Below are 11,922 nucleotides of genomic sequence, written 5' to 3' on the forward strand. Positions count from 1 at the left end.
CGTTATGAGAGCGACTTCTCTTGTGAGCTGGACCCTTGCAACGACTATGTGCGCATGCGGGCAATCGCCTGCGCCACAATCGTCTTCACCGGTTGATCAAACCAGCCGATTAGACGGCACGGCTGAGATCGTCGCTGGCGGCGATCAACTCCAAATAAACGTTGAAGACCTGGACGAGGTGCATAACCTCAACGTTCGGATTGCTTCCGACGGAAACCTCGATCTACCCCTTGTCGGTCTGGTCCCGGTCGATGGGTTGACGATCGCCGGGTTACGAGCCAGGTTAACTGACCGCTACTCTAAGTACGTCCACGAGCCCGTAATCTCTGTATCTGTACTCAGTAGTCAGAGCAGAACGGTATCGGTAGTGGGCGAGGTAAATTCACCGAGTGTGCAGGAAATTACCGGGACTCTTACAGTAGTTTCTGCTATCACGAAGGCGGGCGGAATACGCCCGGACGCTGGCCCCAAGGTCATCCTAACGAGAGATGCTAAGTCTGGAGTGCTGCCACTGCCAGGTGCCACCATAACTCCTGATGGACATTCACGCATTGTTTTGTCTCTCGATGATCTTCTGGCGGCGAAGGCTCCTGAAAATAACATTCCACTCCGAGCAGGCGACGTAGTCTCGATTCCTAAGGGAAGTCTTGTCTATGTCATCGGCAACGTACATCGCGCTGGCGGCTTTCCGCTTCGTTCCAGTGGAAGTATTTCCCTGGTCGAAGCTCTGGCGCTTGCAGAGGGCCTGTCACCCAACGCCCGCAGTCAGGATGCCAAGATACTGCGACTGGTGAACCCAGGTGGTGAAAAACGAGAGGAAATCCCGGTAAATATCAACCAGATACTCGCTGGCAAGCAAGCTGATCCGATGTTATTCGCAGATGACATTCTCTTCGTACCTAACAGTGCGGCCAAGTCCGGCGCGCGTAGAACAGCAGAAGCCATTCTGCAGGTTACAACCGGCATCCTCATTTACCGCTGACTGGCTTTCTCAATCGTGAGTGTATGGCAGGGGGAGATTTGCATCTAAGACGCAACGACGGCAGAATCGAAACTCGACTTAGGCCTCATCAAAACCGCGATCTTGCATGGCAAGATTCCGCGGAGGATCCATCTTCGGCCGACTCTCAGCCTGAAGGACATCATCGACCGAGTATGCCGGCGGAGTATCTCCAGACGGTATTGCGCCATCGCTGGCTCATCGCTGGCATGATGCTAGCAGGAATAACGATCAGCCTGCTTCTACACCTGACAACTCAACCTTTGTATGAGGCGCGTACTTCCGTTGAGATTCAGCCCATGAATAGTGACTTCATGGATGCTCGCAGCGTCGCGCCCACCGCCACTTTGCCCAGCGATGCAGTACTCCAGACACAGATCAAGCTACTTAGCAGCGAATCGCTTTCAGACCGAGTGGAGTCGCAGTTCAGTAAAGAAGGCCATCCTGACCTTGTGATGCGGAACGATCTGCTATCGCGCTTGTGGCGAGTGCTCCATCTACAATCCGGCAGTCAGATACCGTATGACAAGCTCATCGAGGACACAGCCAAAAACGTCAAAGTTAAACCCATTGGCATATCGCAGTTGATCGAGGTGACCTGCGGCTCGTGGGATGCTGCCTTTGCGGCGCGCTACTGCAATGCCCTGACCTCGGAGTTTCAGGAGCTCGATCTCGAAAGCAGGGGCGCACAGGCTAGACACATCAGCGATTGGCTTGTGCGGCAGGCAGCAGACGTTCGACAAAAAGCCGAAGAGTCCCAACACCGCCTTGAGATTGCCGCAGGCGGCAATGGCCTTCTTCTCAATGCCCCTACCGATGTCATGGGAGAACAACGTCTTCGTGAAATGCAGACGGAACTCGTGCGAGCCCAGGCAGACCGTATGCAAAAGCAGGCTGAGTTAGCCGAGATGCAGGAAGGCTCAGCCGACGCCTCTCCGGACAGTCCAGCTTACATAGCCTTGAAGTCGCGTTTGTCCGACCTGGAGGCGCAAGAAGCGGCTTTGTCGAACCTAACGGACGCTAATCCTAAGATGATCCATTTGCATGCCCAGATAGCGGAAACACAGAAGGCGATGCAGCATGAGAAAGGCATTACTACTTCGAAATTGCAGCAAGCGTTCCAGGCTGCGAAGCATCGCGAAGATCTCTTGGGATTGAGTTATCACGCACTGGAAGGGACCGTATCGTCCACCCTGGAGAAGAGTTCCGAAATCGAAATTTTACGGCGCGAGGTGCAATCGGAACAGCAGCTGTATCAAACGCTATTGCAGCGCGCCAAGGAAGCCGGCTTTGCATCGGCCGTGCCTGCCTCCACCATTCGCATTGTTGATACCGCGCGGATTCCTCGATCTTCTATCTATCCCCAGCGTGGCATGAATGCCGTCGTGGGGGCATTTATCGGACTTATAGTCGGCATAGCGATCGCCTTCCTTCTGGAGCGACAGGCACCCCGTCTTCGTCTTCCGGGTGACATCGGCAGGTTTATTAAGTTGGACGAACTTGGTGTAATCCCTTCGCCCCACGCCGAATTCGAACTAGCTGCGAACGGTAAACCACCTTTGCAAGGTGCCCTCACACTCTCGTCCCCTCGCACTGGGACTACATCTCGCGATACCAGCACTGTATGGCGCGATGAGGCGCTTGTGGCGGAAGCATACCGGAGCACCACCTTCTCAGTGCTGCTCTCACAACCAGATCGACGATCTCGTGTCTTTGTTGTCACTTCGCCTGAAGCAAACGAAGGCAAGACCACAGTAGTAACAAATCTTGGCATTGCTCTTAGTAAAGCGAAACTACGTGTGGCACTAGTAGACGGCGATCTTCGTAAGCCACGTTTACATGAAGTGCTTGGCGTGGACAACAACAAGGGCCTGAGCAATCTTCTGATCGATGGCGTGGCGGCTCATGAGAATGATCTGGAACTGTTCTGTAAGCCGACGAGTTACCAGAATCTGTTCCTCATCCCATCTGGTACGGGTAAGGCATCCATCTCTGATCTCCTTCACTCTGCACAACTGGATGTCTTGTTTAAAAAATTATCCGATGTGTTCGACGTTGTTCTGATTGACTCACCACCGGTCCTGCACATCTCGGATGCACGCATCCTGGCGGGCCACGCAAGCCGCACCATACTCGTCTTCCGCTCCGGCGTTACCAGGCAGGCGCATGCCCTTACCGTGCGCAACATGCTACAGCGAGACCGGGTAACGATCGCCGGCAGCATTTTGAACGATTTCGACCCGAGGCGCGAAGGTCAGCGTGCGTACTACAAAGGCTATTACGAATACCGCGGAACAGGAGCAGATCGCGAGGCAACCACCTAATGCCAAATGCTCTCGCAGAAGAACCGCTGCTTAGTGAAGAGCTGCTCGCTCCGTTGCCCACTGCTGCGCGCGAAAGGATTCCGCCAGACGTCGCGAAGCATGTGGTAAAGGGCGTATCGATCCTGAGCGCAGCAGTCTTCATTGAGCGTGGAGCAACCTTCCTTGCGAACGTTCTTGCAGTACGTCTGGCTGGGCCTGCGACCTTCGGCGCTTACTCGGTGGGCGTCACCACTGCAAACAACATTTCGGTATACGCGGCGGGCGGTATTGGAACGACCGCTACACGCTTCTCAGGAAAGTATCCATATGATGGCGGCAGCTATCGTGTGTTCGCACAGGTAATGGCTACCATCTCGCTCTGCTCCGCTGCAATAGCAGCACTGGCACTGACGCTGGGGGCATCGCCCATCGCGGCTCTGTTGCATCGAGCTGACCTGGCCGGGCTGTTGCGCATTGCGGGCATCACTGCAGCAGGCATGGTGTTGTTGGAATGCGCACGCGGATTCTTTGTGGGGCAGCAACGCCTGGTCGCGCTCGCAGTTCTTTCACTGCTGGTCGGACTTGGCATGCTTGCCGTTATCCCGGCAATGGCCATGACCGGTAATGCCAGGAACATGGTGGCATCCCATGGAGCAGTTACAGTAGGCGCCGTACTTCTGTGCTGCATCATGGCCGCGCGGCTTCGCTTGCAACCTCCCATTGGCCATCATGCAGGCGTAGCATTCTTCCCTCTTATGCGTGAGGTGTGGAGTTACGGTCTGGTGCAACTTTCGGGACTGGTTAGTGCAAACGTTGCAGGATGGTGGGTTACCGTTCTGGTGGCACGTGGCGACTCTACCCTCGCACAAATCAGCTTCTTCTCCATTGCAAGCCAGTTGAGAAACCTGATTGGATTGATCCCTTCCCTGTTGACGGAGGGTAGTTTCTCTGCAATGGCCACACCCGGCGAGGGAACGGGGACTGCACAACGCGTAATGATGCTTTGCACCTTTGCCTCAACAAGCGTTAGCTTCGCCATAGCTGCCGTCACGATGGTTATTGCTCCATTACTCTTGCGGCTGATGTATGGGCAGGTCTATGCGAACGCGGCACTCGCAGTCAGCATTGCGGTGGGAGTAGCTGTCATTCAAATGGGAAATGCACCACCGTCGGCTCGCCTTAGCGTGGTGTCGATCCGACTGACGGCTGTAATCAATACGGTATGGGCGGTAACGACTGCGTTTCTCGGAACGGCCCTTATGCTGCACGGCGGCAACGCCGCTCAAGCCATGGCCGTGTTTCTTGCAGCACATATTCTCATCGCATTATTAGTTCTGATTGCACTCTCACGTCGCGATCGTCTTCCATCTGGCATGGTTTCGCTCTTCGCTATGAGCACCACCGGGATTGTTTTTCTTGCGCTGTTGAGTGCGATCCGTATCGCGCGCCCATCTAATAGCGGCTCCTTGTCCTTGCTGATGCTGTGCGTTGTCGTACTTTGCATAACACTGCTATACAGACTCGGCAAGAAACACTCTTGCCTGCCTAGCCAGGCGATGCTGCAAAGTCTTCGCCAGCGAATCGTGTTTTCCCTACGTCGTCTTCCCTTCTTCGCGGCAGGAGGCAAACAATGAAAACCTCCTCCATTGCTCCTGGCCCACGAGAGTCGAGTAATGCCAGATCTGGCAAAGTCGTCGTCGTACACAATGGCGCACGCGACCGTTACCAGGTAGCGCTGGCACTCTCAAAGGCAGGACTGCTGGAATGCCTGGTCACAGATTTCTTCTGGTCAGAAGAGACCATGTGCGGTCGCATATTAGCGGCATGGTTGCCCAAGCGGGTGCTGACTGTTCTAAGACAGCGTAGTGCGCCGGGCTTGCCAAAATCACAAGTCAAAACATGCCTCATCGCAGGCATCGGTAGTTTTCTGTTGGATAAGGCTCGCTTTGTACCCTTCAATACTCGACGCTGGCTGACGCGAAATGCTGACGCTCGTCTGGGACGTTTGGCAGGCAACACCGCCGCGCGTCGTGGTGCGGAGTTACTGAGCTACAGCTATTACGCATTCGATGCATTCCAAGCGGCTGGACGTGCAGGCATTTTGTTCCAGCTGCACCCGCACCCAGAAACAATGCGCTCCTTGCTGCAAGCAGAGTTAGAGGCACACCCTGATTGCGCTCACTCGCTTCTGCAGGAATGGGAGCTGAATCTTCCTCCGGATGACTTCGAGCGACTCATTCACGAAACGAAGATGCCGCATACCTCTCTGGCAGCCTCTTCCTTTACGAAGCGCAGCCTGCTTATGCATGGCGTAAAAGCGAATTCTGTGCAGGTGGTGCCGTACGGCATTGATCTTGATAAGTTTCAGCCCGACCTCACATTGGACCGCGACACATCAAAGCCACTCCGCCTGTTGTTCGTCGGTCGCATCAATCAGCGAAAAGGTATCAAGTATCTCTTGCAGGCTCTCGCGCTTCTTCCTGATGCACCAATCGAACTCACGGTCTGCGGTCGTGTTCTTGATGGACTTGAGTTGTTCGAGCAGGAAGCACGCCGTGTAATAGTTCGCCCATCCGTAAGCCCCGAAGAGTTAGTGAGGGCATACCAGGATGCAGATTTGTTCATTCTTCCATCCGTTGCGGAAGGTTTTGGACAAGTATTGCTTGAGTCGCTCGCATGTGGGCTTCCTGTTCTATCGACAACGAACACCGCAGCGCCAGATCTTATTCACAACGGAGTAGAAGGCTTCATCGTCGATCCACGCAGTCCCGAACAAATTGCGGAGCGACTTGCATGGGCATTGACCCACCGCGAGGAACTGTTGGCCATGCGACTGGCAGCTCGATCATGTGCAGAGACTTTTCCGTGGACGCGGTTTCACGAAGGCATTGTGCGAGCCGTGCGTAACGCTTTGGCTGGTCAGGCAGTGTACGAGGAGGCCGCATAATGTTCGTCGCTCTTCTCATTGCCACCGGCGCAATTGCTCTCATCGGTACCATCTGCGCGTTGGATGGAAGCCATGACATTTTCCATCCTCTCGTGCTGATAGGTCCAATGATGGCATTCCTCTACACGTGGATGCCGTGGAAGCTCTACATGAACGGAGGCCTGTCGCGTTTCTTTGACAGCAATCAACTACTGTTCATCGCCACCCTGAATCTGCTGGGCGTAGCAGCATTTGTTGGCTGCTGCCTGTCTGTAGGCGTGCGATCCGTACTTCGAAGAAACATCAGGCGAAGGCTTTCACCAAGCACAGCCAAACGTCTGCTTTTTGGTGGATCCATCGCAGGCTCGTTAGGGCTGCTTTGCTGGGCAATCACCATCGTCAATGTAGGCGGCTTTGTGAATGCCTTTAGCGCGTCATACAGCGGTGGATGGGACGACAGCGGCTACATTCGCGATGGCAGCATCCTTCTGCTGCTGGGTGTTATGACGGCCCTTCTGTCGCGAAGTGCCGGAGGACCTCGCATCCCTGCATACTGCATGTTGGCCATATTTGGTGTGCCATGGCTTGCTTCTGCCATTCTGATGGCGCGACGGGGACCGACATTTGAGTTGGCAGTCTTCGTTTTCATGAGTTGGTACGTGAATCGGAAGAAGCGACCGCCCGTCGTCGCGCTGGCAGTCGGCGGTGTTTGCCTTGGCTGGCTTGTTTTGTTTCTCGTTACCAATCGAAGCTCCATTTATATCGGCTCCAATTTCGACGTGAACACAGATGTCAGCAACATCGTTGAAGCGCCTGACACGGGTAATGAATGGATCTATGGCGGCGGTACAGTACTAAGTTCTGAGCGGCGGGGACACTACTTCTGGATGCGCCGTTATCTTGCGCAGATCCTGGTGCGCCCAATTCCAAGTTCGATTTGGGCCAATAAATACGAGGACTTTGGCATCCCAGAATTGCTGCATAACGCGGGTACGGGCGAAGGATTCGGAGACACTCTGGGCTGGCAGGGAGCTGACGGTTCAGCTCCAGGGATCGTGGCAGACCTTTGGGTTGAGGTTTGGTGGTTCGCTGTTCCCTTCATGGGTGTGTTGGGATGGTTCTACGGCTGGGTGTGGAAGAAGAGTGTCACCCAAGGCGGTTACTGGATAAGCCAAGCAATTGTTCTTAACGCTATTTCCATTTATCTCGTCATGCAGACGATGGAAGCCGTTATCTTCCGTTCCCTCCTCTTATCAATTCCAAGCTGGTTACTGTGGCGTTATGCGGCAAAGCGCGTGACGAAGCAACTTGACTGGCGAAGAGAAGACTTCTCAGTAGCTCATAGCCTGCGTTTGCGACACGTAGAGAACATACGGGACTTCGAGGTTGGTCATGCAAACGAAATCTGAAGCATCGGGCACTGCCAAATGTCGTGCCGTCGTCATCTGGATTGACTGGTATTCATACCACGTGGCCAGGTTCAAAGGGCTGCAGGCTGCATTCGGCGTTAACGGAGAGGTCCATGGCATTGAGCTCATCGGCGGAGTAGGTGTTCACAAAGGCTATAACTTTCGCGAGGGTGTTCATGGGCTGCCTGTAGAAACTCTCTGCGCTACGAAAGGGTGGCATGACGCGAGCAAAGTTGCCTTGTCGATTGCATTGGTTCGGCGACTTTCGAAGTTGAGCCCCAAGCTTGTTTTGGTTCCGGGATATTACACACTGCCTGCTATTGCCGCAGCCATATGGTGCAAAGCCACTGGGCGGATTAGCGTGCTCATGACGGAAACAACCGCTGCGGATCATGTGCGGAAAGAATGGCGAGAACAGCTCAAGTCTCTGCTGATTCGCTCGCTGTTTGACTGGGCCGTGACGGGCGGAGCAGCACACGACCGCTACCTGTTACAACTCGGATTTTCGCCACAGCGTATCGCACATTTCTACGATGTAGTTGGAAACAGACACATCCAGGAATCCGTGTCAGACATCCGTCGGAACTCTTCTTCCTTACAACATGGCCTTCCCGATCATTACTTCCTCTTCGTTGGTCGGCTGGCTCCCGAAAAGAATGTGATCGGCCTATTGGATGCATGGCTCGCATATCGTAAGTGCGGCGGTGAATGGTCGCTCGTCATTGCTGGGGATGGCCCAGATGCTCCCGCTTTAAAGGAACGGCTAAAAGCAAGCGACTACAACAATCACGTTTGCTTTCTTGGGCACCGAAGCGCACGGGAGTTGCTGCCTGTGTATGCATTCGCGTCGACGTTCGTTCTGCCAAGCAAGCGTGAACCCTGGGGCCTAGTGGTGAATGAAGCAATGGCGGCCAGTCTTCCGGTGATTGTGTCCAAACGTTGTGGATGCGCAGAGGATTTGGTCCGCCCAGGACAAAATGGCTTCGTCTTTGATCCGTTGCACCCCGCAATACTTACTGACCAACTATTGCTGATGTCTTCTTATCCCGAACAAGAGCGAAACCGCATGGGGCACGTTTCGCTCACACTCATCGAGCGTTACACGCCACAAAACTTTGGCCAGCAGATTGTAGGCATCGCCGATGGGAGCGTGCGCAATCAGGAGCGCAATGCCAAGGTGGTAACAATCATGGGTTCAGCCACTCGGGCCAACGGAGATTAACCGATGCGGACGATGGAACACGTGTGTATCCCTCAGGGTTCACCAACGGAGCAGACAACAGCCAAGGGCTTATGGCTGGAAGTACTGTCACACATCGATCCCCGGTTCGGTGGCATGAGTGCGACTGTGCCAAAGCTTGCTGAGGAGTTACGTAAACGCCAGGGCTATGACGCACGCATCCTTTCCTTCAGCTCTCCCGAAGAGACTCGCGAATTGAATTTGCATTCTGATGTCCCACTTACACTCTGGCCGCCAAACCGATCAAAATGGATGACCGACGGCGCTCTTCGGAGGCGCTTACAGACTACGGTCCAAGCATCGTCGGGGGTCCATATTCATGGTCTATGGGAGGCAAGTACGCTTGCAGCATCCCTTGCTGCCCGCCATACTCGCACACCGTATGTCATCTCGCCTCACGGCATGCTGGAACCTTGGGCGCTTGCAAATAAGCATTACAAGAAGCAGATTTATGCTGCTCTGTTTGAACGGCGAAATCTAAACGGCGCAGCCTGCGTCCGTGCATTGACACGAGCGGAAGCCCTGGACTGCAGACGATTCGGTTTTAAGGGACCAATCGCGATTATCCCAAATGGGATCGACATCCCTGCAACCTATGACGCTTCCCTGTTCCGCGCCCGTTTTCCTCGAATCAAAGGCAAGCGAGTCCTGCTCTTTCTGGGGCGCGTTCATTACAAAAAAGGGATAGACCTTTTGCTGCATGCGTGGGCAAAGATCTCCAGCCGGCATCCCGATGTCGTGCTTGTTATAGCTGGGCCAGATTCCGAGGGTACCGTGGCCAAGATGATGCGGCTTCTGGTTGAGCTGAACATGTCCTCACGCGTGCTGTTTACCGACATGTTGAAGGGCTCTGCAAAGTGGAGCGCCCTTGCGGCTTCTGACTACTTCGTACTGCCCTCTTATTCCGAAGGTTTGAGCGTTGCGACGCTTGAGGCACTTGGTTGCGGATTGCCCGTCATCATCTCCGAACAATGCAATCTTCCGCAGGTTACAGAGGCTGGCGCCGGATGGCAGGTCAAAACGAATGTGGATGAGTTAGCGCAGACGCTAATGACAGCCTTGGATATTTCATCTGCAACATACGCCACGATGAGTACACGCGCAAAAGCCTTTGCCCAGGACAACTTCAGTTGGGAAAGAGTTACTGATTGCATGGGCCAGCTCTATCAGTGGATTAATGGTGGTCCGCGGCCAAACAGTGTCGAGTTTCTAGAGGATGCCATATGAATCAGCAGATTGATCTGAAGTCATATGACAATTCGTGGTACGAACCAGGTCGCTCCTACCTGTGGCGCGCAGCGTGGATGTTATTAGGGTTGCCATTGTTTCGCTCACCGTTGCTTCCGTCGTCACGACTACGCGTCACATTGCTGAGACTCTTCGGAGCTTCTGTCGGAGAGGGCGTCGTTATCCACTCCGAAGTAGTTGTGAAGTATCCGTGGCATTTGCGAATCGGAGATGACTGCTGGATCGGAGAACGTGCATGGATCGACAATCTGACAACGGTGACATTAGGCAATAATGCTTGCCTTTCTCAGAATGCGTATATCTGCACTGGGAACCATGACTGGCGTGACCCATCTTTTGGCTTGATGGTAGCCCCCGTCACATTGGGTAATGGTGCATGGGTCGGTGCTCGTGGCATGCTTCTCCCCGGCGTCACGCTCTATGAAGGCGCTGTGGCCGGCGCTGGGAGCGTTGTCAGCAAGAACATTCCAAGCTGGCAAATCTATGCAGGAAATCCAGCCCTGTTTGTGCGCAATCGCACAATCCGCGAACAGCCCGTGCGTAACGGCGTGCTGGAGGAGGTCGCCGGATGAGAGTGCTCTTGATGAACCAGTTCTTCTGGCCAGATAGCGCGGCCACCAGCCAACTATTAACGGATGTGGCGCGCGACCTTGTTGCGCTTGGCTATGAAGTTCATGTCATTTGCGGTGGAACGTATGCCGAGACAAACCCCGAATCCAGACCGGATGTTGTCGTCCATCAAGTACAAGGCTTCCGATTTTCGCGGTCTACAGTAGGTCGCATTCTTTCGTATGCCTCCTTTTACATTGGCGCTACGTGGAAAGCGTTCCGCGTTCCGAGGCCTGACGCTGTACTCACATTGACCACTCCTCCGCTTCTTTCAGTAGTGGGCGCTCTTCTCAAACTGTTCAAAGGATCACGCTTCTGTATCTGGGAGATGGACGTTTATCCGGACGTCGCGGTTGATCTTGGCTACATCAAGTCAAGGGGAATCATCAATTGGTCAATAGGCGTTGTGGCGGATTGGTCCCGAAGAAATGCGGATTCGATCATTGCGCTTGGTGAATGCATGCGTGTTCGTTTGCTTGCTCGTGGCATACAGAGCGAAACGATTGCCGTTATAGATAACTGGGCCGACAGCACACAGATCGCTGTCGCTCCGCGACATACAGATCGCAATTCCCTGCTTCTGCTCTACTCCGGGAACCTGGGACTCGCACACGACGTGGAGACACTGATCGGAGCAATCCGTAGGCTTCGAGATGATGCGCGCTTCCGTTTTCTCTTTGTCGGAGGTGGCCCCCGGCACGCTGAGCTTGCATCGTTTCTGCAAGCCGACAAGATCAATTCTGTAGAGCTGCGATCATACGTTCCAAGGGGCGAACTTGGTTCCAGCCTGGGCGCTGGCGACATAGGCATTGTGACGCAAAGAGAGACTTGCTGTGGGTCAGTAGTTCCCAGCAAAGTGTACGGCCTACTCGCCGCTGGCCGTCCCATCTTGTTTGTGGGTCCAGGCGCCGCAACTCCAGCATCGATTGTGCGTCGTCACGCCTGCGGATGGCACATCGACAACGGCGATGTCGAGGGATTGGTAAGCCTCCTTAACCATCTGGCCGAACATCCTGACGAAATTTCAGCAGCGGGCAGGAATGGCCGGTTGGCCCTCGAGCAGGAGTTTGATCGTCCACTCGGTACAGCTCGCATCATCGATCAACTTGTAGGAACCACGTCTTATCGTCACAGCACTACAAATAACGCGTACCCGGAACAAGCACCCCCAATCTCCGTCCCCTAGG

General features: G+C 54.4%; 9 protein-coding genes. All 9 read left to right on the forward strand.

Annotated elements, in window-relative coordinates; translation table 11 throughout:
- Nucleotides 1-22: 22 nt before the first annotated feature.
- The 9 genes from JAO32_RS04050 to JAO32_RS04090 all read left to right on the forward strand — a co-directional run bounded on the left by JAO32_RS04050 (nt 23) and on the right by JAO32_RS04090 (nt 11,921).
- Nucleotides 23-982 carry a polysaccharide biosynthesis/export family protein gene (locus tag JAO32_RS04050; protein ID WP_334237745.1) on the forward strand — a complete coding sequence of 320 codons (960 nt, stop codon included), beginning with the start codon at nt 23-25 and terminating at the stop codon, nt 980-982.
- A 173-nt stretch (nt 983-1,155) separates the two neighbouring features.
- Nucleotides 1,156-3,324 carry a GumC family protein gene (locus JAO32_RS04055; protein WP_334237747.1) on the forward strand — a complete coding sequence of 723 codons (2,169 nt, stop codon included), beginning with the start codon at nt 1,156-1,158 and terminating at the stop codon, nt 3,322-3,324.
- On the forward strand, nt 3,324-4,937 hold the full coding sequence (locus JAO32_RS04060; RefSeq protein ID WP_334237750.1) for a lipopolysaccharide biosynthesis protein: 1,614 nt from the start codon (nt 3,324-3,326) through the stop codon (nt 4,935-4,937). The genes JAO32_RS04055 and JAO32_RS04060 overlap by 1 nt, the downstream gene beginning before the upstream one ends.
- Nucleotides 4,934-6,250, forward strand: coding sequence for a glycosyltransferase family 4 protein (locus JAO32_RS04065; protein ID WP_334237752.1), 1,317 nt, complete (start codon nt 4,934-4,936; stop codon nt 6,248-6,250). The genes JAO32_RS04060 and JAO32_RS04065 overlap by 4 nt, the downstream gene beginning before the upstream one ends.
- On the forward strand, nt 6,250-7,638 hold the full coding sequence (locus JAO32_RS04070) for an O-antigen polymerase (protein WP_334237755.1): 1,389 nt from the start codon (nt 6,250-6,252) through the stop codon (nt 7,636-7,638). The genes JAO32_RS04065 and JAO32_RS04070 overlap by 1 nt, the downstream gene beginning before the upstream one ends.
- The gene (locus tag JAO32_RS04075; RefSeq protein ID WP_334237757.1) at nt 7,622-8,860 is read left to right on the forward strand and encodes a glycosyltransferase; all 1,239 of its coding nucleotides are present in this window, start codon (nt 7,622-7,624) and stop codon (nt 8,858-8,860) included. Before JAO32_RS04070 ends, JAO32_RS04075 begins: the two co-directional genes overlap by 17 nt.
- A gap of 114 nt (nt 8,861-8,974) precedes the next feature.
- On the forward strand, nt 8,975-10,105 hold the full coding sequence (locus tag JAO32_RS04080) for a glycosyltransferase (RefSeq protein WP_334237759.1): 1,131 nt from the start codon (nt 8,975-8,977) through the stop codon (nt 10,103-10,105).
- Nucleotides 10,102-10,698: a WcaF family extracellular polysaccharide biosynthesis acetyltransferase gene (locus JAO32_RS04085; RefSeq protein ID WP_334237761.1), complete on the forward strand. Its 597-nt coding sequence runs from the start codon at nt 10,102-10,104 to the stop codon at nt 10,696-10,698. The genes JAO32_RS04080 and JAO32_RS04085 overlap by 4 nt, the downstream gene beginning before the upstream one ends.
- Complete coding sequence (locus tag JAO32_RS04090) at nt 10,695-11,921, forward strand: glycosyltransferase family 4 protein (protein WP_334237763.1); 1,227 nt, start codon at nt 10,695-10,697, stop codon at nt 11,919-11,921. Before JAO32_RS04085 ends, JAO32_RS04090 begins: the two co-directional genes overlap by 4 nt.
- The last annotated feature ends 1 nt before the right edge of the window (nt 11,922 follow it).

Origin of the sequence: Terriglobus sp. ADX1 (genome assembly GCF_036877645.1) — a bacterium.
In the GTDB taxonomy this organism is placed as follows: domain Bacteria; phylum Acidobacteriota; class Terriglobia; order Terriglobales; family Acidobacteriaceae; genus Terriglobus.

Coding starts and splice junctions, on each gene's coding strand:
- JAO32_RS04065 (WP_334237752.1), top strand. CDS start 4,934: ATGAAAACCTCCTCCATTGCTCCTGGCCCACGAGAGTCGAGTAATGCC.
- JAO32_RS04090 (WP_334237763.1), top strand. CDS start 10,695: ATGAGAGTGCTCTTGATGAACCAGTTCTTCTGGCCAGATAGCGCGGCC.
- JAO32_RS04075 (WP_334237757.1), top strand. CDS start 7,622: ATGCAAACGAAATCTGAAGCATCGGGCACTGCCAAATGTCGTGCCGTC.
- JAO32_RS04055 (WP_334237747.1), top strand. CDS start 1,156: ATGCCGGCGGAGTATCTCCAGACGGTATTGCGCCATCGCTGGCTCATC.
- JAO32_RS04080 (WP_334237759.1), top strand. CDS start 8,975: ATGAGTGCGACTGTGCCAAAGCTTGCTGAGGAGTTACGTAAACGCCAG.
- JAO32_RS04070 (WP_334237755.1), top strand. CDS start 6,250: ATGTTCGTCGCTCTTCTCATTGCCACCGGCGCAATTGCTCTCATCGGT.
- JAO32_RS04060 (WP_334237750.1), top strand. CDS start 3,324: ATGCCAAATGCTCTCGCAGAAGAACCGCTGCTTAGTGAAGAGCTGCTC.
- JAO32_RS04085 (WP_334237761.1), top strand. CDS start 10,102: ATGAATCAGCAGATTGATCTGAAGTCATATGACAATTCGTGGTACGAA.